Here is a 23,370-nt window from a genome sequence, read left to right on the forward strand (position 1 = left end):
TGGAGTTAGTTTTTATGCTTTAATCAAGAACCGTAGGGTGTACAAAAATAACGTTTACCGCGCTGCGTGCCCTGCTCATAACCTCGCCACCGTTGCTCTGGTTTGAAAAGGATGTATTTCCTTCAATGGTGCTAAAGGTTTTTCCTTGTTCTCTCCATTCTACAAATATGCCTACATGGTCATATCTTTTATCGCCGTTCCAGTCGAAAAAAACAAGGTCGCCCGCTTGCGGGGTGTTCGTTATTTCTTTTGTTTTTTTAAAATGGGCTACGGCTGTCTGGCAGCCTGCAAATCCTTTCAGGAAACCTATTTTGGGTAGTTGCACTCCGGCTTCGGCATATACCCAACTGCAAAACATGCCGCACCACGCCACGCCGTCGAACCCAAACCACTTGCCATATTTGGTTTTGTTGCTGTTTTTGGGGCTTTCTACCGTGCCTACTTCTTTTTGGGCAACTTCTACTACTTTTTGTCCTTTACTCTGTTCCATATTGTTTAGTTTTTAGTGGATTAAATTCATAAATCAAATATAGGAGAAAAACTTTTTCAAAATATCAAAAAATAAAAACCCCGACACAGTAATTTCCTGTATCGGGGTTTCAAACATAAACAAAACAATTAATCCTCTAAAAAATTATCGTTACTGCCATCCGCCGCCAAGAGCTTTATATAAGTTGATGATGGCTTGATATTGTTGGTATTTATTATCGATAAGGCTCAGTTCGCTGTTTAGGGCGTTGTCTTTGGCGGTAAGTACCTCAAGGTAGTTTACCAAACCATAGTCCAATAATTCATCCGAATAATCGGCAGCCTTCACCAGTGCATCTACCTGCTTTTCGCGTATGGTCAGTTTTTTGGTTTCGTTGGTATAGTTGGCAAGCGCATCGCTCACCTCTTTACCTGCCGTTACCAGTGTTTGCTCAAATTGAATATAGGCTTGCTCTTGAGCCGTTTTTTGAACCTCATATTGTGTGCGTATTTGCCTGCCGTTGAATATAGGCTGTGTAAGCCCTGTAATAACGTTAGCAAAAACAGAGTTGGCACTAAACCATTCTTTAAGCTCTATACTCTGCAATCCGCCCGAAGCCGTTACCGTAAACGAGGGGTAAAAGTTGCTGCGCGCCACATTGGTAAGTTCAAAAGCATTTACCAACCCGTATTCGGCAGCCACAACATCGGGGCGATTACGTAATAACGATGCGGAGTAACCCAGTTTTATTTCGGGGTTAAGCTCTTGCTCGGCAAGCGTGGTGCGCTCTATTTCGTGCGGGGCTTCGCCAAGCAGCAGGCTCATGTAGTTTTCCATCAGTACAATATTGTTCTTCAGGTCCTCTATAATAAGCTCTGTACTGTATTTTTGGGCTTCGGTTTGTTTTACACCCACTTCGTTTACGCTGCCTGCTTCTTTTAATGCCAGTATGGTTTCAACACTTTCATTTCGGTTGTTAAGTGTTTTTTCGGCTATTTCAAGTTGCGCATCAAGCGAAAGCAACTGGTAGTAGGTAGCGGCTATGCTTGTTATTACCTGTGTTTTTACCGCCTGGTTTGCTGCAATAGTTTGCAGGTATGAGGCACTTGCCGCACGCTTGTTGCTGCGTATTTTACCCCAAATGTCGGCTTCCCATGACAGGCTTCCGCTTAGCTCATATTGGTCTAAGTTACTAAACAGGCTACCAAACTGGCTGTTTTTGGCAAACTCCTGGTGTGTCCAGGTACTTTTAGCCGAAAGGGTAGGGAAGTAGCCCACTTTTGCCTGCTTTAAGTAAGCATTTGCAGCGGTAATGTTTTGCAGTGCCACACGTATATCAAAGTTGCTTTGCAACCCTTTGTTGATGTGCTTTTGCAGTACAGGGTCGGTAAACATTTTTTCCCAAGTTACATCTGCCATCGAGGTACTGTCTTTCGCCATTACTTCGGTACGGTACAGGTTTTCTGCCTGTACATCGGGTCTTTTGTAGGTTTTTGCGCTAAAGCACGATTGCATGAGCAAGGCTACACCCGTTACCGCTATTATTCTATATGTTGTTTTTACAAATTTCATATTTCTGTTTTTATGCTGCCGTGTTTTCAGTTTCTTCTTCTTTACGCTTGCCTGATATTCTTTCTTGCAGCCCTTGGAATATGACAAACAGTACAGGGGTTACAAATACTCCGAACAGTGTACCGATAAGCATACCGCCTACGGCTCCCATACCGATAGAACGGTTACCCACAGCACCTACACCTGTTGCCAGTGCCAGGGGTAATAGTCCCAGAATAAAGGCAAACGATGTCATAAGGATAGGTCGTAAACGGGCTCTTGCACCCTCTATGGCCGATTGTGCCAGGCTCATGCCGTGTCGCCTTCGCTGTATGGCAAACTCTACGATAAGTATGGCATTCTTGGCGAGGAGTCCTATAAGCATTATCAAGGCTACCTGGAAGTAAATGTTGTTTTCCAGTCCGGCAAGTTTTACAAAGCCGATAGCTCCGGCTATACCCACGGGTAATGATAGCAGTACTGCCAGCGGTACTACATAACTCTCGTACTGCGCACTAAGCAGGAAGTACACAAATATTAAACTTAACAGGAATACGCCTGCTGCCTGGTTGCCCGCAAGGATTTCCTCACGTGTCATACCACTAAACTCGTAAGTATAGTTGTTGGGCAGGTGTTGTGCTGCAACCTCCTGTATAGCCTTAATAGCGTCGCCACTACTATAGCCCGGGTTTGCTTTACCGTTTACGTTAACGGCTTTCAGCAGGTTGAAACGTGATACTGCCTCGGGGCCGTATATTTTTTTGAAATCAACAAACTGGCTTATTGCCACCATTTCTCCGCCTGCGTTACGCACATACACATCGTTTATAGAGCGTTCGTCAGCCCTGTTTTCAGGCTTCGCCTGTATCATTACACGGAACTGTTTACCAAAGCGGTTAAAGTCGGTAGTATATAAACCACCGTAGTAACCCTGCATGGTATTAAAGATGTCGCTTACGGATACGCCTGCATCTTTAGCCCTTTCCACATTAATATCCATTTGATATTGCGGGAAGTTAGGGTTAAAGTTGGTAATGGCATATTGTACTTCGGGGCGTTGCGACAGCGCGGCAAGAAACTCGTTGGACACCTGGCTTACCGTAGCCCAGTCATCATCGCCTTTGTCTTCTATTTTAAATTCGAAACCGTCGGCACTACCAAAACCTTGTACGCTTGGTGGTGTAAAGAACAGCATTCGGGAGTCTTTAAAGGCTGCCGTTCGGGCAAAAAGCTCGCCCACTATGGCATCTACCGATTGGTTGGGCTCAGTACGTTCCGACCAGTCTTTCAGCCTGATAACGGTAAAGGCATACGAACCTCCGTTGATGCGGTTCAGCAAACTGAAACCCACAATGTTCATACGGGCTTCTACCATTGGCATCGATTGTAGTATCGAGTCAAGTTGTTTTACTGATTCTTCTGTTTTCTCTAATGTTGTTCCCGGTGGCAGGGTTATATCTGCCATAATAATACCCCTGTCTTCATTAGGTATAAACCCTGACGGTGTGGTGGTAAACAGGTAGTAGGTTATGCCTGTAAACCCGATAAGGGCAACAACGGTAATCCATTTTCTTTTTACCAATACGCCAAGTGAGCCGGTATATTTTCGGTTCATGGCATTGAAGCCGGTATTGAAGGCAGTAAAGAAACGGTCTTTTATATTTTTCTTTTTACCATGATCGTCGTCATGAGGTTTTAATAACAGGGCACAAAGCGCAGGGCTCAGTGTTAATGCATTAACTGCCGAGATAAGAATTGCAACCGCAAGGGTTAGGGCAAACTGCTGATAGAATACCCCCGATGGTCCTTTTAGGAAGGATACCGGTATGAATACTGCCGACATTACTAAGGTAATGGAAACAATAGCTCCTGTTATTTCGCTCATTGCCGAAAGGGTTGCTTTCTTTGCCGATTTTTCGCCCTCGTCCAGCTTGGCGTGCACTGCCTCTACAACCACAATGGCATCATCTACCACAATACCAATGGCGAGTACCATAGCAAAGAGTGTGAGCAGGTTGATAGAGAAGCCAAAGGCATTAAGGAAGAAGAATGTACCTATAATTGCCACCGGCACTGCAATAGCGGGAATAAGGGTAGAGCGCACATCCTGAAGGAACAGGAATACTACTATAAATACCAGTATAAAGGCTTCTATTAATGTAGAGGTTACTTTATCTATAGAGGCATCCAGGAATGTTTTGGTGTTAAACGGTATTACATATTCTATCCCTTTTGGGAATGATGGTTTAGCTTCTTCTAATATACTTATAACCTCTTCAATAATATCGTTAGCATTAGAGCCTGATGTTTGGAAGATACCTATGGCAACACCCTCGTTGCCCATACCGTAGTTTTTTTGCCCGTAGTTAAACGCGCCAAGCTCTATGGTAGCAACATCTTTCAGGTGCAAAAAGTTACCGTTGCCCGTAGCTTTTATTACAATATTCTCATACTCTTCTACTTGGTTAAGGCGACCTTTGTATTTTATTACATATTCATAAACTCCATCGGCATTTTCTCCGAATTTACCCGGGGCTGCCTCTACGTTTTGCTCTCGCAGTGCGGTTTGTATATCAGCAGGGGTAAGGTTGTATGATGCCATTTTTTCGGGGTCTATCCATATACGCATGGAGTAGTCTTTACCACCAAATACGTTTACCTGCCCCACACCTTTTACACGCTGTAGCTTTGGGACAAGGTTTATCTTGGCAAAGTTTTGTACAAATGTTCCGTCATACTCTTTATTGGTAGAGTACAGCGAAAGGAACATAAGGGCACTTGTTTGGGTTTTTGCGGTAGTTACTCCTGTTTGTACTACGGCTTCGGGCAGCTTGCTGGTGGCGCGTGCTACCCTGTTTTGTACGTTTACGGCAGCAATATCAGGGTTTACGCCCAGTTCGAAGAATACGTTTATAGTACCCACACCGTCATTGGATGCGGTAGAGGTCATATACGTCATTCCTTCCACCCCGTTTATCTCTTCTTCCAGCGGAACAATTACGCTGTTTAGTACTGTTTCGGCATTAGCCCCGGTGTAGGTAGAGGTTACCTGTACCGTAGGCGGAGCAATTTCGGGATATTGCTCTACAGGGAGCGACATAAGCCCTAATACTCCCAATATCGTTATTAATATCGAAATAACGGTAGAGAGTACCGGTCTTTCTATAAAGGTTTTTAACATCTTTCAGATTTATTTTTTTGTTGTATCGGTTGTTTCTTTGGCAGCTACTTCTTTAGCGGGTGTTTCCTGATTGTTGCTGTTTTGAGGTACTATTTCCTGACCTTCTTTCAGTTTTGTAGCTCCTGCGGTTACTATTACTTCGCCCTGCTCCAGTCCGCCGGTTACTATAAAATCTTTACCGGATGTGGTGCTTGTTTCTATGATACGCGGCGTAACTTTGTTTGTTTTATCTACTACATACAGCATTTTTTTGCCCTGCATGTCTATTACAGCATTTTGGGGCACTAATATGGCTGCATCTTTTTGTACAGGCAGGCGCACTATACCGCTGCCGCCACTTCGCAGTATGGCATCGGGGTTAGGAAATGCGGCTTTAAACTCGGTAGTACCTGTGGTGGGGTTTACTAATCCGTTTACGGTTATTATTTTCCCTTTTTCGGTGTACTCGCTGCCATCTACCAGTAGTAATGATACTCCCGGTGTGTTTTTTAGTTTTGCTTCCAGTGTGTTACCGTTAAAGTTGCGGGTAAAGTTGAGCATCTGCTTTTCGTTCATAGAAAAATAGGCGTGCATTATCTTACTGTCAGATACTGTGGTTAATGGCATTTCATCGCCTGCGCTCACAAGGCTTCCTTCTCTGTAAGGCAGGCTTCCTACTACACCGTTTACGGGTGATGTTATAGTGCCATAGCCGGCATTGGTAGCCACGCTGCTGTAGGCTGCTTTTGCCTGTGCCAGTTTTGCCTTTGCGGTTTCGAGCTGTACGTTACTGATTATGTTACGCTCTACCAGTGGTTTTAGCCTGTCAACCTCTACCTGTGCCGCATTTACATTGGCTTTTGCCGCTGCTGCATCTTCGTTCAGGCTTTGGGTTTCTATTTTAAATAATAGTTGTCCTTTTTTTACCTGCTGTCCTTCGGTTACATAAATTTTTTGGATAAATCCATCTACTTTCGGGCGAATTTCTACGTTTTGTTGCCCTTCAAGGTTAGCGGTATATTCTTCATATATTACAGCATCTTGTGGTGCTATGGTTTGCACAGGGAAAGGTATGGGGCCTTGTGCCTGCGGAGCTTGTTGCTCTTTTTTGCCACATGCCGAAACGATTAGTAAGGCTGCTATTGCGCTTAAGAAAGATCTCTTTTTCATTTGTTAATTATTATGCTTGTTGTGGTTATTATTGTTGTTATCTATGTCTGTTTCTGTCTTTTTAAACATTTCTATTGTTTTTATCATTAATTGCTCTATTTCCAATAGGTGTTCTTTATAAGCTGTTGCGGTTTTTAGGTTACATTGTTCTGCGGGGCATTCGGCAGTTTTTTTACGGTAGGCTATCATGCGCTCTACTATTTTCTTTTCGAAATCAATCATTTTGATGTAGCTCGAAAACCGTTCGCTTAATGGCGATGGTTTAAAGTATTTTCTTCTGTCACATGGTACGGTGTAGTACACTATCTTTCCCATTTTTAGCAGTAGGTTCAGGCTGGTAGATACAGAGCTTTTACTTGCCCCTGTACGCTCTGTAAGTTCTTCAAATGTAATTCCCGCTTTACAACTGTCTATAATAAGCGTTCCTAATATCCTGGAAGCCAGTGGCGGCAGGTTATAATGGGTTTCGAAGTGTACCCCGAATAATTCTATAATTTCCTCTTTTTCTCTTTTATCCTCATCCATCTTCTAAAATTTTGGACAAAGATATGTATTAGTTCGATTGGTTCGGTTAAAACCGAACCGAAATAAACGTTAAATATTAGTTAATAAAACCGATGTATTTTACTACATCGTTTTCGTTTCGGGTTTTACTCTCCGGGATGGTTTTAACAAAAAAATCCTCTAACAGCACTGTTAGAGGATTGATATTTTTTTGAGTATCTGTTTGCTATTTGGCAACTTCCATAGTTACATCCAGCATGCCTTTGTTTTTATCGTGGGTAATTTCCATCCATGCTTTTTTGGAGAGGTCTATATCGCGCCCTTTGGTAAAAGGTCCTCTGTCGTTTATTTTTACGACTACTGATTTTCCGTTGGCTTTGTTAGTAACTTTTACCATAGTGCCAAAGGGTAGTTTTTTATGTGCAGCGGTATATTTGCTGTTGCTGAATTTTTCGCCACTGGCGGTTTTCCTGCCGTTAAACTTATCGGCATAATAACAGGCTACTGCTTTGTTGTCGTATGAGCTATAGGAGCCTGATGATTTTGATGTTGTTATTTTTTTTGATGAGGAACAGGCTGCCAGGAGCATGGCGGATACAAAAAGTATAAAAATGCGTTTTGCCATTGATGTGTTTATTTGTTTTCGATGATTTCTAAGTTAACCTTTATTATCCCCGCATTTTTACTGGCTATTGTGGTAAAGGCTTTTTTGGTAATGTCTATTTCCAGTTTTTTGCTATACGGCCCTCTGTCGTTTACCCTCACATCTACCCACTTGCCATTGGTTCGGTTGGTAACGCGCACCATAGTGCCAAAGGGCAGGGTTTTGTGAGCAGCGGTATATTTAGTATTGTCAAAACGTTCGCCACTGCTGGTTTTTCTGCCGTTAAATTTATCGGCATAATAGGTGGCAACTACGTTTTGCTTATATTGTTTCAGCTTTACCTCTTCGGTATCTCCCGGTTGATGACGGTTGTTATACACGGTAGTAAAACCTGTAATAGCCATGAGCATCAGGCTTGCCGCCAAGAGTATAATACTTTTTTTCATAAAGATAAGGAAAGCCCTGTAACTGGCTGTACTATATTAGTTTAACCATGCGCTCCACGGTATCCTGCTAAGCAGTAATACAAGCCCTATGGCATATAGATAGGCTATTTTTTTGAACTTCGCGCTGCTTTCGGTTGCTTTTTTATGAGCCGACCAGCCTATAGTTATTATTACAAGTGCTATTATGTTGGTTAGCGGATGCTCTACCACATACAGCCTCAGGGTGCTGTCTTTCATTGCAGCTCCCATTCCTGATGCTTTTACGGCTTCAAAATAAGGAGATGTAAACAGCAGCGTTAATCCTAAAACTAACTGTGTGTGTGCAAATGCAAGGGCAATAAGGGCTATTTGCCTGTCTTTTTTAAGAAAAGGTCTTTTGGCACTAAGCCCTGCAAAAGCGTTTAGGGCAGCAATTAATAAAAGCCCAAGCACGGCAAAGGCGATATAAGAGTGTAGTTCCTGAAGGGTAGCGTACATAGTTTTAAAACTTTTTAGGATTGGTTTTATGCAAAAATAAACATTTTACCCTATGATTGACAGATAAATGGTTATATGCCTCGAAAAAAATAAGCCCCGCAATGTTCACGCGGGGCTTATACTAAAACTAACCTATATGAAAATAAAAACTATTCTAGAATTTAAACTTCATGCTGAAGTTCCACGTACGTCCGTTACCAAAGTAACCAAAGTTGTTTACGTTAACACCTTTGTAGGTAGTATCACCTTCTTCTACAGGGTTTGCAGAAGTTAACTGAGAAAGATATACTTCATCAAATACGTTATTTACGTTAACACGGAATGTTAATGCGCTTTTTGCAAATTTCATGTTGTAAGTAAGACCCGCATCAACAATGTCGTATGACGGCAACTCTACGTTATCTTTAGTAACCGCTATTGCATAAAGGTTGTCATACGTTCTCCAGTCAGAATCAATAGAGAAGTTAGGTGTAATTTTGTATATAGCGCCAAGACCTACTGTAGTTTGTGCACCACCGCCTACTTTACCGCCGTCAACCTCTATAACCTGCTCGCCTACTACAGGCTCATCATCCATTGTGTACTGACCATCGGCAACAAGATTTTGGTTTTCGTCAAATACTCTTACATATACATCATCATCATATTCCCAGTTACCAAGAGATGCAAAACCTTTTACGTCAAGAGCTTTAAGCGGTCTTGCTGTAAAGCTAAGCTCTAAACCTTGGTGAAGCTGGCTCACACCGGAGTTGTTGATGTATAATACATCATCATTATCTGAAAAATCAGACTCTGTAGTTACCCTGTCTTTCCAGCTTGTGCTGTAAGCATCAAGATCAATGTCTATAAATGAGCTTCTGAAACGGTATCCTGCTTCAAAACCTGTAATTTTTTCGTTTTCAGTAAGTGGGTTAACATCGTTACCAAAGTTCAGGTAAATGTTATCGTGGTAAGGTTGCTTAGAGTAGTAACCGGCATTAACAAAAACGGTGTGTTGCTCTGTAATGTTATAACTACCACCGGCTTTAATATTGTAACCTGTGTTGTTTACTTTGTCAGACTCTTCTTCGGCAGCTACATAACCAAACCTGTCCCAACGGATGTGTGATTGTGTAGATACTGATCCTTGAGCGAATGCAGAGAAATCGGTAGTAGCATATTCTATCTGCCCGAAGATACCGCCGTAGCTGATTCTTTCGTCATAGTCATAATTTACTTTTTGGTTATCGTCAGGATTGTTGGTAAACGCACTCCAAGGGTTTGCGCTAAACTGATCAGTTACTATATAACCGTCAGGATATTGTGCATTATCGTTTACTTCAAAACCGTTAAGACCTAAAAAGTTAGATATCTCTCTGTAGTGTGTACCTTTGTACGTTCTTATATCAAGACCCGCATTGTAGCTAAGGTTTTCGCTTATTTTGTGGTTAAAGTTAGTTACCAAACCATACCATGCGTGGTTGTTAACAGAGTTACGGATGGCATAAGCTTTCTCACCTTCATCTCTGCTAAGGGTACCTATACCGCCGGGAAGTGCCATATTGTTATCTCTGATAGTTTCAAAGTCTATATGTCCATCGCTGGTAGTTTCTTTTCCGTTACCCCAGTTACCTGTTCCGCCACCACGACCCCAAGAAGCGTAAAGTACTGTAGAAAGCTCCATATCGCTGTTGATGGTAAAATCCCAGTTAAGGTTAGCCACAGGCTTGTGGTAGTAATTTCTTCTTTCGCTCAGGTAATCTCCGTCAAGAAAACCATAGTTGTTGTTATACTTTCTGCCATATCTCTGGAAATCAGATATTCTTTTAGTAAAGTTTTGGTCGTGTAGCTGTGGCGCACCAAACACAAGAAGATTGAAAAGGTGTTTTTCGTTTGGCTTATACCCGAAAGAAAGGAAATAGTTATAACCCTCACCATAGGTACCGCGGTTGTAACCGTCGCCACTCCATTTAGTAAGCATAGCACTCACACCAAAACCGTTTTCCATCATACCGGTGCTGTAGGCAAGTGTAGTTTTCTGGTAGTTGTCGTTACCTATCATAGACTGTGCAAAACCACCTCTTTGCATATCAGTAGCCTTCGTTACAATATTTATAGTACCACCTACCGATGATATGGCAAGTTTAGACGAACCAAGACCTCTTTGTACCTGTACAGAGTTGGCAATATCCGTCATACCGCTCCAGTTAGACCAGTACATATTACCATCTTCCATACCGTTTATCGGCTGACCGTTAAGCAGGAAAGCAGTATTGGTTTGGTTAAAACCACGTGTGTACATTTGCGTATCACCAAAACCGCCTGCCTGACTGGCAATATATACCGAAGGTGTATTTTTCATTACCTCAGTAAAGTCGTTCTGACCTGATTTTTGCTGAATTTCTCTTCTGCTGATAGTTGATACCGCAACAGGCGTTTTCCTGTCCTGCTCAAGGTCAATTACCCCACGACCCACTATCACTACAGCCTCAAGCTCTTCAGCATCTTCTGTTAGTGCAACAGTGCCCATGTCAAGCGTTTGACCCGGAGTAATTGTAAAAGGAATAGTTTGGCTTTGAAAACCAAGGTAAGAAACTACCAGTTCGCCCGATGTAGTGCTTGTAGTTAGCGTAAACACACCATTAATATCGGCAGACGCGCTGTCGGCAGTACCCTTTACGGTAACACTGGCAGCAGGCAATGGCATTTGCCCGTCGGTAACAGTACCGGTAATTGTTTCCTGAGCCCATGCAAAGGACGATACAAGCATGGCTGAAAAAATGAATAAAAGTTGTGTAATGTTTTTCATTGTTTTGAGCATTGAATTTAGGTTATTAGCCAAAAATCGACCATTATACACATCAAAAAGTTATGTTAATATTAAGAAGAATGCAGTTTACAGAAAGTTGACTTTAAGGGTGCATTTCTTTTAAGAATTAGCCTGTGTATGCTATATTCAGAAATGTTAAAATTTGTTTTTTTTAACCTATTTTTAATGTACTGTTCTTGGTAAAAAAGCATATAATTTATATGCGTGCATTGTTTTTTTAGGTCGCTATAATAACCCCCGGTATCTGTATATTTATACAAGGCACCTTAGGGTTATACTATTAAATATTACAGTATTTTTGTGGTATGGAAACGCAGTTATCCCAACGTAAAATAATCCATATTGATATGGATGCTTTTTATGCCTCTGTAGAACAAAGGGATAACCCCCAACTGCGAGGAAAACCCTTAGTTGTGGGCGGTGGCGAAAAAAGGGGAGTAGTAGCGGCAGCCAGCTATGAAGCCCGAAAATATGGCGTGCGCAGCGCTATGAGCGGGTATCTTGCCAAAAAAAGATGCCCTGAGCTTATATTTGTAAAACCCCGTTTTGAACGCTATCGTGAGATATCGCAAAGCATTCGCAAAATATTTTTTGAATATACTGATTTGGTCGAACCCCTGTCGTTAGATGAAGCCTACCTGGATATAACCCAAAACAAAAAAGGCAACCCCAGCGCTACCATGATAGCCCGCGAAATAAGGCAACGCATTTTTGACGAAACGGGCTTAACGGCTTCGGCAGGGATATCCATCAATAAATTTATTGCCAAAGTGGCGAGTGACTATAACAAGCCCAACGGACAAAAAACGGTAAACCCCGATGAGGTGCTTACTTTTCTGGAAGAGCTGCCCATAGGCAAGTTTTATGGTGTGGGCAAGGTAACCACCCAAAAAATGTATCAGTTGGGTATTTTTACCGGAAAAGACCTGAAGGCAAAAACCGAAGATTACCTGGTGCAGCATTTTGGCAAATCGGGCGGGTACTACTACCATGTGGTGCGGGGCATACACAACAGTGAGGTAAAGCCCGACAGGATTGCAAAAAGTGTGGGTACAGAGCATACTTTTTTTGAAAACCTCGTGTCTGAAGTGTTTATGGAAGAAAAGCTGGTGCATATTGCGGAAGAACTGGAACGCAGGCTAAAGAAAAAGAAGATAGCAGGCAAAACCATAACACTGAAAATAAAGTACAGCGACTTTACGGTGCAAACCCGAAGCAAAACACTGCCTTATTATATAAATGATAAAAACCTGATGCTGGAAATGGTAAAAGAGTTGCTGTATCAGGAGCGAATAAAAGAGTCAGTACGCTTGCTGGGCATATCGCTCTCCAACCTTAATATTGATACGGCTAAGGGTGAAAAGAAAGCGGTTGCGGTACAGTTGCAATTTGATTTTTAAGCATAAAAAAAGCTGCCATAAGGCAGCTACTTCATTTTACTATGTACATTTAGTTTATTTTGTTGTTGATTTAATATAAATATAATCTAACATACCGTTACCGTTTCCTACAACATTGATTTCTTTTACATTTTCAATATACTGCCAATATAGAGAATTAGGCTGAGTTGATTCAGGTTCTACTAAAGGAAGTCCAATTGATTGAAGAGTGTTTTTGTCTAATTCATAATCGGAAACATTATTTATAGTTATCCAATCTGCTTTTCCGTTAATATAAACTATTTCAAATTTATCATTCTTGTAGAAACATTTTTCACATGGTATTTCTTTACAAGGAGTATTACTGGGGCTAACTGATTCAGTATTATTTGGTGACCCAAGTATTTTTTCTACTTCCTCTTTTTCTTGTCCTGCAATTTTAGTGATATCAATAATTAAATCAGGGTCTTTCTTTGTTTCACCACAGGAAGTTAAAGACATAATCAAAATTAGAGAAGCAATTAGATTTTTCATGTTAGTTGGATTAATAAATATTAATAATTTTTCTATTTAGTCTTTTAATTTAGACAGTAATCTTAAAAATTCAAGGTACAGCCATACCAGCGTAAGCATTAGCGCCATAGCACTTACCCACTCCATGTTTTTGGGCAACCTGCGTTTTGCGCCCTGTTCTATAAGGTCGAAATCCATAAAAAGGTTTAAAGCTGCAATAACAATAACAAATACGCTAAAACCGATACTCATTAACGAATTATCATGGTGAAACATTTGAACGCCAAACATAGATAACACAATAGAGATAAGGTAGTATGTACCAATAGCAAGTGTAGATGCTATTACTACTGATTTGAATTGCTCTGTAACTTTTACTACTTTAAATCGGTACAGCAGGAAGCACACCAATGCCGTTACAAAAGTGCCACCCACAGCCTCCAGCACAATACCGGGATACATGGCTTCGAAAAAAACAGAGATACCGCCTACAAATACCCCTTCAAGCACTGCATAGGCAGGCACTAAGTAATGGGCATAATCAGGTTTTCGCATGGCTATTATGGCTACAATAAAAGCTGTAATGGCTCCGCCTATTATGAACGGAAATATGTTTACACCCATGTATGCCAAGTTCCATACTACAAATGCGGCACTTACCAGTAATATTAGTGTAAGCAAGCTTTTATTTATAGCACCTTGTACCGACATGGTGTTGTTATAGTCTATAATTTCAACAGGGCGACCATCGGTGTCATATACAGTAGTAGCACCGGCTTTGTAAGCCTTGTTGTTTAATAAAGGATTGTTCGATTTTAATTCCATGTGTTTAATAATTAGAATAGGGATTCAAATATAATTTATTTTGGTGTATTAATCAAAAAGTATGCCCGATTGAATGATTTATTAATATGCACTATATTTTGAATATGTGCAGATAAGACTAAGTAATTGTTGTTAAAGCAGTTTCGCGCCCTCATTTTCATAATAAGCATCTACATTCAGGTTGGGTTGGGTGGCTGCCATAACAGCAAGCTGGTCGCAACGCTCATTTTGCGGGTGGTTGTTATGCCCTTTTATCCATTTAAAATCTACCTTGTGCTTACGGTAAATTTTAAGGAAGCGTTGCCACAAGTCAGGATTTTTCTTGTCCTTAAAACCTTTTTTTTCCCAGTTAAACACCCATCCTTTGGTAACGGCATCTACCACATACTTGCTGTCGCTTACTACCAGTACGGCAGTATCGGGGTTTTTCAGTTTTTCAAGTCCCACTATTACCGCCAGCAGTTCCATACGGTTGTTGGTAGTAAGCCTGAAACCTTCGTAAAACTCTTTGCGATAGGGCTGCCCCACGAGTTCCATAACCACGCCATAACCTCCCGGCCCGGGGTTACCCTTGGCTGCGCCATCAGTATATATGTGTACGGTGTGGGACATTTCTTAATCTATTGTTAAGTCAATACTCTTTAAAACTGTTTCATAAACTTCGGTGTTATTCTCTTTGCCTATCTCCTCAATAAGTATGAGTTTAATATAATAGTTTCCGCGATAGAAATAAGTTGAAATACTTCTTAAGTCAGCTTCCCTACCTGTGGCATCTGCTATATTGTATGTGTTTACTATTTGTATAGCTTTATTTCCCGAAATCATTATATCTTTTATCGATACGGTTTTATAATTCTTTATAATCTCAGGGTATTTTTTTTCTGTAGCTTCGAGTACTTTTTTAAAATGCTCATAGTTTTTTCCGTTTATCTTTTTTATAATAAGATTTATGGTTGGAATAATACCGCTGTACTTTTTAAAATCATATTTATAAAAAGCCATATAAGTTCCTTTTTCGCTCAGGTTTTTAAGAAATACATCCTTTAGCTCTGGTGTAAGGTCTAAACGGTTTAGATTCTCTCTCAAGTCATCTTCACTTTCCTGAGTAAACCACTCTTTGGGTGCTTCCATTGAAAATCCAAATGCATAAAGTTCTATTTTTTCCTGCGAGTTTGCTAGTGTAAAAACCGTTAGGCACAGTAATAGTAAAAATTGCTTCATCTGTTCTTATGTTTTAGTATTTAAAAGTTCCTCTATAACCTTCGGCAAATGCTCGTGCTCCAGCTCCAGTACTTTTTGGGCTACGGCTTCGGGCGTTGCACATTCCTGTATATCCACACTCTTTTGCAGTATAATGTTACCCTCATCATAATTATCATTTACATAGTGTATGGTAATACCGCTTGCTGCCTCCCTGTTTTCATACACGGCGCGGTGCACATGCATGCCATACATACCCTTACCGCCATAGTTGGGCAACAATGCCGGGTGTATGTTTATCACTTTTTGCGGGTAGGCAGCTATAATACTGCTCGGAAATTTCCATAAAAAACCCGCCAGTACGATAAGGTCGGGGTTTATTTCGTTTACTTTTTGCAATACCCAACCGTTATTTAGCTCCTCGCGGGTAAAAATTATGGTGGGTATCTCATTACTTTTTGCCTTTTCTACAACCCCCGCGTTGGGGTTGTTGGTAAAAACGGCAGCTATGGTATAACAGCCTTTTTGCTTCGCATAGTTCATTATTTGCTGAGCATTAGAACCGCCACCAGAAGCAAAGAGAATTGTTTTTTTCATTAATAGTATGGTTTTATATTGCAAAAAAAAGAATAATAATCTGCAAAAACACGAGGCATTGCCATATTTGTAAAATTTATTTTTTATTTTAGTACTCACATTTTCGAGGGAAAACGTTGTTTTAAAATAAAGTTTTTTATTTTTGCCATTCAATTTAAATTCTAAAATTAAAGATTATGTCAGACATTGCATCAAGAGTAAAAGCGATTATCGTAGACAAATTAGGTGTTGACGAAAACGAAGTTGTTTCAGAAGCGAGCTTCACAAATGATTTAGGGGCAGACTCTCTAGACACTGTTGAGCTTATTATGGAGTTTGAAAAAGAATTCGATATTCAAATTCCGGACGATCAGGCTGAGAACATCTCTACTGTTGGTCAGGCTATTTCTTACATAGAAGAAGCAAAAAAGTAATAAATACCTAACATCCATGTAGCTATAATTACATGGATGTTATTATTTATTGCACTTTAGAGCGTGCCGCTTTAAAAAACAAATGAACGGCTTTTACCTTAGTAAAGACATTCATAAATATTACAGATGCCCATGTTTCTTACTACACGATTAAAGAGATACATGGGTATTGTTCTATAAATTGAAACTATAAAATTTACTTTATGAAATTAAGAAGAGTTGTAGTAACAGGTCTGGGCGCACTTACCCCAATAGGCAATACGGTACAGGAATACTGGCAAGGGCTTATTACCGGTAAAAGCGGTGCAGCACCTATTACTTATTTTGATACTACTAACTTCAAAACCAAATTTGCCTGCGAAGTAAAAAATTTCAACGTTGAAGATTTTATAGACAGAAAAGAAGCAAGAAAAATGGATCGTTATGCACAGTATGCAATAGTTGCTACTGACGAAGCCGTTAAAGATGCCCAATTTGATTTTGAAAAACTTGATAAAGACAGGGTAGGCGTTATCTGGGGTTCCGGTATAGGCGGGCTCGAAACTTTTCAGGAAGAAGTCATCGGGTGGGCTAACGGTAACGGTGTCCCAAAATTTAACCCCTTCTTTATCCCAAAAATGATAGCCGATATTGCCGGAGGGCATATTTCTATAAAATATGGTTTCAGAGGTCCAAACTTTACAACCGTTTCGGCTTGTGCATCCTCTACAAATGCGCTTATAGATGCCTTTAACTATATACGCCTGGGTCATGCCGATGTTATGGTAACCGGCGGCAGCGAGGCAGCGGTAACTATAGCCGGTATGGGTGGTTTTAACGCCATGCATGCCCTATCTACCCGTAATGACGACCCCGCTACGGCATCCCGACCTATGGATAAAGACCGCGAGGGCTTTGTACTGGGCGAAGGCGCAGGCTCATTAATACTTGAAGAGTATGAACATGCCATAGCCAGAGGAGCAACCATATACTGCGAGATAGGCGGTGGCGGTATGAGTGCCGATGCCCACCACATTACCGCACCACACCCTGAGGGGCTGGGTGCTAAAAATGTAATGATTAACTGCTTGCGCGATGCCGGGCTTACTCCGCAGGATGTAGATGGTGTAAATATGCACGGTACATCGACACCGCTGGGCGATATTGCCGAATCTAAGGCAATACTGGAAGTATTTGGCGAGCATGCTTATACCCTTAACCTTAACTCGACCAAGAGTATGACGGGGCATTTGCTGGGCGCGGCAGGAGCTATAGAAACTATTGCTTCAATACTCTCTATAAAACACGGTATTGTACCCCCTACCATAAACCACTTTACTGATGACGAAAATATTGATGCCCGATTAAACTTTACATTTAACACGGCTCAAAAACGAGATATGAATGTGGTTATGAGCAATACATTTGGGTTTGGCGGGCACAATGCTTGTGTGCTGGTAAAAAAACTCGAACTGTAACGACAGGTTATGGGCGTAATAAAAAAAATATTCAACCAATCCCGTCGCTCTCCGGAAGACGGGATTTTTTTTGACGAAATGAAAAAGCTGCTGGGTTTTAATCCTATAAACCTGGCACACTACCGCAGAGCCTTTACTCACCGCTCTTCTAATAAAGTTGATAATAACGGTAACCCCGTAAATTATGAACGACTTGAGTTTTTGGGCGATGCCATGCTTGGCTCGGTTATAGCTGCCCACCTTTTTACCGAAGTACCTACGGGCGATGAGGGCTACCTTACCAAAATGCGATCTAAAATAGTGAGTCGTGAACACCTTAACGAGCTTGGGCGCGACCTAAACCTTATACAATGGGTAGAGAGCAAAGTATCTGCACAGCATTTTGGCGAAAACATATACGGCAACCTTTTCGAGGCCTTTATAGGCGCTATATATCTGGACAGGGGCTTTGCCTACTGCGAAAAATTTATATACAAAAAAGTAATAATTCCTTATGTAGATATACCCAAGCTGGAAGGCAAGGTTATAAGCTACAAAAGCCTGCTTATAGAGTGGTGCCAGAAAGAAAAAAAGAAATTCTATTTTGAAGTATATGAAGATAATGGTGTGGAAGGACAAAAGTATTTTGGGGTACGACTGAAAATAGACGGCAAAATAGTATCAAAAGCACGCGCTACCTCAAAGAAAAAATCAGAAGAAAAAGCCTCTCAAAGAGCATATTTTGCATTTCAGGAAAAAATTAACAAAAAATAAATGAACTTTACGGCTAACTAAAACGTTTTCGTGATTAATTTATCGTAAACTTAATTTTTACACTGTTTTTTATTATTTATATATGCTATATTTACGGCTTATTTGGATATGAAATGGCTATTCACAAACTACAAATCGACGATTTTGTAACTATTGATTATGAATTGATTGCCATACATTCTTCGACAGAAGATTATAGGCTTGCCTATTTTATAAATCAAAATTTAAATATACTGCTCGAAAAAAGCCGTAAGGATATAAGCGTAAAATCAGCCAAAACAGAAAGCTGCTTTTCCAGGTTTATTTTTGAAGATGCCGATACTGATACCACTTGGAACCTTATACAAAATAAAAGCAGTAGGGCTGTTTCACAACAGCAAAATGAAACAATATCATTATTTAGCGAAGCCGAAATAGATATAACAACCAGCAGCTATTTGCTGCCCGAACTAAAGAAGGTAGATTATATACTTAAAGTAGAAAATATACCCTCTTTTTTTGTGCCCGATGCCGTAGTTAACAAACTACTGGGCATAAAGCATATTGCTACAGCCTACACAATTGAACATAATAAACTCAAATCTAAAAACAATTTAATTTTTTAATAGAATGCCGACAAGAAAGAAAACCAAAATTGTAGCCACATTAGGTCCTGCCTGCAGCACCAGGGAAGTAATTAAAGACATGATTGATGCCGGTGTAAATGTATTCAGGATTAACTTTTCGCATGCTGATTATACTGATGTAACAGAGCGCATACAAATAATAAGAAGCCTTAACGAAGAGTTTGGCTATAACACCTCTATACTTGGCGACTTGCAGGGCCCTAAGCTGCGCGTTGGAGTAATGAAAGAAGACGTGGTGGTAGCTCCCGGCGATATTATTACCTTTCAAACCGCAGAAGATGTACCCGGTACTGCCGAAAAGGTTTATATGAACTACAAAGAATTTCCCCGAGATGTAAATCCAGGCGAAAGAGTTTTGCTTGACGACGGTAAACTTATATTTGAAGTACTGGAAACAAACGGAACAACAGAGGTAAAAGCAGTAGTAATACAAGGCGGCCCTTTAAAATCTAAAAAAGGAGTAAACCTGCCAAACACAAAACTGTCGTTACCCGCGCTTACCAAAAAAGATATTAAAGACGCCAAATTTGCCATACAGGCAGGGGTAGACTGGATAGCCCTTTCGTTTGTAAGAACATCAAAAGACCTTGAGGAGCTGCAAGACCTTATTGCAGAGCATGCCGACCATAAAATTCCGATTATAGCTAAAATAGAAAAACCCGAAGCGGTAGAAAACATCGACAAAATTGTAGCATTTTGCGACGGGCTTATGGTAGCAAGGGGTGACCTTGGTGTAGAAGTACCTGCACAGGAAGTACCCCTTATCCAGAAGAAACTAATACACCGCGCCAAAACGGCCAGAATACCTGTAATTGTGGCAACACAAATGATGGAAACCATGATTACCAGCCTTACCCCAACAAGGGCAGAGGTAAACGACGTAGCCAACTCGGTTATGGACGGTGCGGATGCCGTAATGCTGTCAGGCGAAACATCGGTAGGAAACTACCCCGTACAGGTAATTGAGAAAATGACGCAAATTATCGAGGCGGTTGAAGACTCTCCGATGATTCACGTACCGCAAGACACCCCAAAGGTGCGCACCAAGCGTTTCATTACCAAATCAATATGCTACCACGCAGCACAAATGGCAAATGTAATTAATGCAAAAGCCATCAGCACGCTCACCAATAGCGGATATACCGCGTTCCAAATATCGGCATGGAGACCACAGTCGCACATACTGGTATTTACATCCAACAGAAACATACTGTCGCAACTTAGCCTGCTATGGGGTGTAAACGCTTTTTATTATAACGAGCTTCGCAGTACCGATGAAACGGTAGAAGATGTAAACGCCATGGCACTTGAAAAAGGATATGTAGAAAAAGGCGATATGCTCATCAACCTTGTGGCTATGCCCGTAGCCGATAAAGGTATGGTAAACACCCTGAGAGTTAGTGAAATAGAGTAATTGGGTTAGTTAGATATTTTTTTATGAAGCAGCCGCCTTTTGGGTGGCTGTTTTTTTTATAACAAATATACCTATTGTTGGGTATATTTATTTTCGTAAATTATATTTTTATTTGTGTATAAATTTTTTACATTTAGCAATCCAATATTTAAAATTAATAAACAGTATGAAAAAACTCCTATTATCTGTGCTTTTAGGCATGGCAGCATTATTGTTTTTTTCTTGTTCGTCAGATAATGATGATGCAACCCCCGAAGCCCGACAATTTGGTGTGAAACCAAAATCGCTCCCGGCAAGTGAAATTGTTTACAAAAAGCTAAACAAAGAAAACTATCCTAATTCAGCGGTTGTAAACCAAGAGTTAACACGATTGAAAGAAAATATTGACCCTGACCTTTATATCGAAGATGAGGTAGCACTCTATGCAGAGTATGATGGGAAACATACCTTTACTTTTAACACCCGCAGAGATGTTAGAACAAGTAACGAAATTGAAAATATAGTTTTAGAATATCGCCCTGCTGACGGGGAGTATAACGGATATTATTTCAAGTATGATTTTACCACCGTAGAACTTGCCGAATTGGATAAACTACCTGCTGAAACCATACTTTCCAAAACACAAATAGTTCCTCTTGTATCAGGAAACGGAGGAGGATTGGTTAACATTAGTTGTTTTGATGCAGTACAAAACTATGTAGGGAAATGGCGATGCGAAGCGGGGAATGAACATGAACCCGGAAACCCTAATTGCCAGGTAGGAGGCAGTACATGGGTTATTGAGGAATCAACATTGAGCTATGTATATGTAGGTTGTGATGATGGAGGCGGAAGCGGTTCGGGAGGAAATGGCTCCGGCGGAAGCGGTGGCAGTACCGGAGGCGGAGGCGGGGGAACTGGCTCTGGAGGTGGAACCGGAGGTTCAGGAGGGAATGGAAATGGCGGAAACGGCTCTGGTGGTCCTCAATCGGGTTCAGATTATAGTTTTGTAGAGGGGCAGACAATTGTTACACAACCAGTACAGCTTAACCCTTCTATATTAGCGGAAGATTTACTTAATGATATTATTGGTTCTGGAGAATGGTCATTTGATAATCATGGTTCAGAAATTACAATACAGATTGATTCTGAAGATGATTTAATAGACTTGATTAATGAAATTCCTACTTTTGAATCTGAGACGCTGGATGACGATTCAATATTAAACCCAGATCCTGATAAACCAACTAAAATAACTAAGTTTACAGCAGAGTTTAAAGATATTATTTTATTCAAGTTAGAATTAACAGTAAAATCAAAACTTAAAACACCAACTCAGGAATATAGTATTGTAAGCATAACACCAAAAATAAGACCTGTTGAATTTGCCACTGAATTTGAGATAATAGCATATGAGCATTCTGTTGCTAATGGAATTGTTACAATAAATATTAATGGTGATATGAAATATGGATTGAGTGTTTTAGGTTTAGATGCTACTGTGCCTGAAACTATGAATTATCAACTGAAAATTAATATTGAAACAGGTGCTGCGTCGGGTATTGTAACATTACAAGATAATTTTTTTGACTAATTATTTAAACTAAGAAGTATGAAAGAAGTAGAAGATGTTAGTATATGGTTGTTTATATGGCAATTTGTTGTATTGCTGTTAATTATTGGGCTTATATATCTTGCATATTTAGTTGTTAGGATAATAATAAAAGCGAATAAGAAGTTGTAAGGGTAGAAGTAATTAAACGTCAATTTTTCATACGAAAAAGAGGCTGTCTAAATTTTTATGCATAGTTAGAAAGTGCTAATTAAAATACTATAAATTATGGGAGAAGTTTTTTTATTATTTATACCGACGATAATATATATAATCTGTATAACAATAGTTGCAGATTTATACTTATTAGTAAGAAAATATCTTAAATTAAAGATTGAGAAATTAAAAAGGGAAAGATAATATATCTTGTTTACTTTCTCGTGAAGAAAACTATAAAGTCTAACCAAAAAAGTAGCTGCTATTATTTAGTGGCTGCTTTTTAATATCTTACTTTGTTTAAAGGAAGTAGAGATATGTATAATAATCTACAGGGCAGGAATATTGCTGCATTCTCAAATTTATCGAACATAGTAGATAATATATATGATTGGCATCAAAATGGGAACTTGAGGTACCTATCAAACTTGAGTTCTACTGATTGTAAAGCTACTTATAGTTCTCAATTAATACCAACAAACTAAAATAATTATTTTGAAAACTATTTATATAAACCTGTTACTATTTATTAGTGTCCTCTTTGCATCCTGCTCTGATGGCAAAATAGTTAAAACATACAAAATTACTAATTTCGATGACGAAATTACAGACACGCTGTTTCCTAAATCAAAAGAAAATTATACTACAAAATATATTAAACTGAAAGGAAACGTTAATGATACACTATACATTTCTATTGATAATGGATATAAAAAATACTTTACTGGTAATATAGATACAACTTTTAGTGCTGACTATTATGGTAAGTATCCAGTATTATATAATTTCAATACTTATAGAGCTTCAAAAGGAGAACTCGAACTTGAATTTTGTATTCAATGATTCTTTTGTTGATAATTGAATCAATAGTTAGATATAAAATGATGTTTAATCCGTTTCCTGAAAAATTAATCAGCACAATTATACCTGATTTGAATTTTAATGATATAAGGATGGGAAATTTTACTCTTTATAATGCGTTTTTTTTGGATGAAAATAATTTTACTATATGAAAATTAAGTCAATTATATTCTTAGTGATAATCGCTGTTATTGCTGTAACGCTCGGCTTTATTTTTAAAGAAGAAGTATTTTTTATTAATATCGGCGATACATATTATGTAGCAAACTATTTTACTCTAAGTATTTACTTATTATATTTTATGGTAATATTTGTTATAATTAAACTTGCCCTAAAACTAATATTAAAAACAAGAAGCAGTCATTAATGGCTGCTTTTTGTTTTTAATAATAATT

The 23,370-nt window shown here is 39.7% G+C and carries 23 protein-coding genes; 9 read left to right on the top strand and 14 right to left on the bottom strand.

Annotated elements, in window-relative coordinates:
* Positions 1 to 19: 19 nt before the first annotated feature.
* The 9 genes from E0W68_RS09780 to E0W68_RS09820 form a co-directional block, all read right to left on the bottom strand.
* Positions 20 to 490, bottom strand: coding sequence for a CHAP domain-containing protein (locus E0W68_RS09780; protein ID WP_135219246.1), 471 nt, complete (start codon positions 488 to 490; stop codon positions 20 to 22).
* Positions 491 to 640: 150 nt separating this feature from the next.
* Positions 641 to 2,041 (bottom strand): efflux transporter outer membrane subunit, encoded by a 1,401-nt coding sequence (locus tag E0W68_RS09785; RefSeq protein ID WP_135219247.1) that lies wholly within the window; start codon positions 2,039 to 2,041, stop codon positions 641 to 643.
* 10 nt (positions 2,042 to 2,051) lie between these two features.
* Positions 2,052 to 5,201, bottom strand: coding sequence for an efflux RND transporter permease subunit (locus E0W68_RS09790; RefSeq protein ID WP_135219248.1), 3,150 nt, complete (start codon positions 5,199 to 5,201; stop codon positions 2,052 to 2,054).
* A 9-nt stretch (positions 5,202 to 5,210) separates the two neighbouring features.
* Positions 5,211 to 6,350: an efflux RND transporter periplasmic adaptor subunit gene (locus E0W68_RS09795; protein WP_135219249.1), complete on the bottom strand. Its 1,140-nt coding sequence runs from the start codon at positions 6,348 to 6,350 to the stop codon at positions 5,211 to 5,213.
* Between the two features lie 3 nt (positions 6,351 to 6,353).
* Entirely contained in the window at positions 6,354 to 6,875 is a 522-nt protein-coding gene (locus tag E0W68_RS09800) for a GbsR/MarR family transcriptional regulator (RefSeq protein WP_135219250.1), read from the bottom strand.
* 205 nt (positions 6,876 to 7,080) lie between these two features.
* Positions 7,081 to 7,479 carry a septal ring lytic transglycosylase RlpA family protein gene (locus E0W68_RS09805; protein WP_135219251.1) on the bottom strand — a complete coding sequence of 133 codons (399 nt, stop codon included), beginning with the start codon at positions 7,477 to 7,479 and terminating at the stop codon, positions 7,081 to 7,083.
* A gap of 8 nt (positions 7,480 to 7,487) precedes the next feature.
* Positions 7,488 to 7,904 carry a septal ring lytic transglycosylase RlpA family protein gene (locus E0W68_RS09810; RefSeq protein ID WP_135219252.1) on the bottom strand — a complete coding sequence of 139 codons (417 nt, stop codon included), beginning with the start codon at positions 7,902 to 7,904 and terminating at the stop codon, positions 7,488 to 7,490.
* 36 nt (positions 7,905 to 7,940) lie between these two features.
* The gene (locus E0W68_RS09815; protein WP_135219253.1) at positions 7,941 to 8,381 is read right to left on the bottom strand and encodes a hypothetical protein; all 441 of its coding nucleotides are present in this window, start codon (positions 8,379 to 8,381) and stop codon (positions 7,941 to 7,943) included.
* A gap of 154 nt (positions 8,382 to 8,535) precedes the next feature.
* Entirely contained in the window at positions 8,536 to 11,169 is a 2,634-nt protein-coding gene (locus tag E0W68_RS09820; protein ID WP_135219254.1) for a TonB-dependent receptor, read from the bottom strand.
* Positions 11,170 to 11,495: 326 nt separating this feature from the next.
* On the opposite strand from E0W68_RS09820, the gene dinB reads away from it, so the two are divergent.
* Positions 11,496 to 12,590 carry a DNA polymerase IV gene (dinB, locus tag E0W68_RS09825; protein WP_135219255.1) on the top strand — a complete coding sequence of 365 codons (1,095 nt, stop codon included), beginning with the start codon at positions 11,496 to 11,498 and terminating at the stop codon, positions 12,588 to 12,590.
* 54 nt (positions 12,591 to 12,644) lie between these two features.
* Here dinB and E0W68_RS09830 read toward each other — a convergent pair whose 3' ends face one another.
* The 5 genes from E0W68_RS09830 to purN form a co-directional block, all read right to left on the bottom strand.
* Positions 12,645 to 13,103: a hypothetical protein gene (locus E0W68_RS09830; protein ID WP_135219256.1), complete on the bottom strand. Its 459-nt coding sequence runs from the start codon at positions 13,101 to 13,103 to the stop codon at positions 12,645 to 12,647.
* Positions 13,104 to 13,139: 36 nt separating this feature from the next.
* Positions 13,140 to 13,907, bottom strand: coding sequence for a Bax inhibitor-1/YccA family protein (locus tag E0W68_RS09835; RefSeq protein ID WP_135219257.1), 768 nt, complete (start codon positions 13,905 to 13,907; stop codon positions 13,140 to 13,142).
* A 132-nt stretch (positions 13,908 to 14,039) separates the two neighbouring features.
* Positions 14,040 to 14,519, bottom strand: coding sequence for a ribonuclease HI (gene rnhA, locus E0W68_RS09840; RefSeq protein WP_135219258.1), 480 nt, complete (start codon positions 14,517 to 14,519; stop codon positions 14,040 to 14,042).
* Positions 14,520 to 14,522: 3 nt separating this feature from the next.
* Positions 14,523 to 15,128, bottom strand: coding sequence for a hypothetical protein (locus tag E0W68_RS09845; protein WP_135219259.1), 606 nt, complete (start codon positions 15,126 to 15,128; stop codon positions 14,523 to 14,525).
* Between the two features lie 6 nt (positions 15,129 to 15,134).
* A complete protein-coding gene (purN, locus tag E0W68_RS09850; protein WP_135219260.1) occupies positions 15,135 to 15,704 on the bottom strand; it encodes a phosphoribosylglycinamide formyltransferase in 570 nt (189 codons plus the stop codon).
* A gap of 176 nt (positions 15,705 to 15,880) precedes the next feature.
* Between purN and E0W68_RS09855 the strand changes: the two genes are divergently transcribed.
* The 8 genes from E0W68_RS09855 to E0W68_RS09885 all read left to right on the top strand — a co-directional run bounded on the left by E0W68_RS09855 (position 15,881) and on the right by E0W68_RS09885 (position 22,957).
* Positions 15,881 to 16,117, top strand: coding sequence for an acyl carrier protein (locus E0W68_RS09855; protein ID WP_026980165.1), 237 nt, complete (start codon positions 15,881 to 15,883; stop codon positions 16,115 to 16,117).
* A 203-nt stretch (positions 16,118 to 16,320) separates the two neighbouring features.
* Positions 16,321 to 17,574 (top strand): beta-ketoacyl-ACP synthase II, encoded by a 1,254-nt coding sequence (gene fabF, locus E0W68_RS09860; RefSeq protein WP_135219261.1) that lies wholly within the window; start codon positions 16,321 to 16,323, stop codon positions 17,572 to 17,574.
* Positions 17,575 to 17,583: 9 nt separating this feature from the next.
* On the top strand, positions 17,584 to 18,327 hold the full coding sequence (gene rnc, locus E0W68_RS09865) for a ribonuclease III (protein ID WP_135219262.1): 744 nt from the start codon (positions 17,584 to 17,586) through the stop codon (positions 18,325 to 18,327).
* Between the two features lie 113 nt (positions 18,328 to 18,440).
* Positions 18,441 to 18,932, top strand: a complete 492-nt coding sequence (locus tag E0W68_RS09870; protein ID WP_135219263.1) for an IPExxxVDY family protein — start codon at positions 18,441 to 18,443, stop codon at positions 18,930 to 18,932.
* A gap of 4 nt (positions 18,933 to 18,936) precedes the next feature.
* On the top strand, positions 18,937 to 20,367 hold the full coding sequence (pyk, locus tag E0W68_RS09875; RefSeq protein ID WP_135219264.1) for a pyruvate kinase: 1,431 nt from the start codon (positions 18,937 to 18,939) through the stop codon (positions 20,365 to 20,367).
* Positions 20,368 to 20,533: 166 nt separating this feature from the next.
* Positions 20,534 to 21,940, top strand: a complete 1,407-nt coding sequence (locus E0W68_RS09880; RefSeq protein WP_135219265.1) for a hypothetical protein — start codon at positions 20,534 to 20,536, stop codon at positions 21,938 to 21,940.
* 18 nt (positions 21,941 to 21,958) lie between these two features.
* On the top strand, positions 21,959 to 22,090 hold the full coding sequence (locus tag E0W68_RS13995) for a hypothetical protein (RefSeq protein WP_255508586.1): 132 nt from the start codon (positions 21,959 to 21,961) through the stop codon (positions 22,088 to 22,090).
* A 519-nt stretch (positions 22,091 to 22,609) separates the two neighbouring features.
* Positions 22,610 to 22,957 carry a hypothetical protein gene (locus tag E0W68_RS09885; protein WP_135219266.1) on the top strand — a complete coding sequence of 116 codons (348 nt, stop codon included), beginning with the start codon at positions 22,610 to 22,612 and terminating at the stop codon, positions 22,955 to 22,957.
* Positions 22,958 to 23,370: the final 413 nt, after the last annotated feature.

The organism is Flavobacterium salilacus subsp. salilacus (assembly GCF_004634195.1).
GTDB classification, from domain to species: Bacteria; Bacteroidota; Bacteroidia; order Flavobacteriales; family Flavobacteriaceae; genus Flavobacterium; species Flavobacterium salilacus.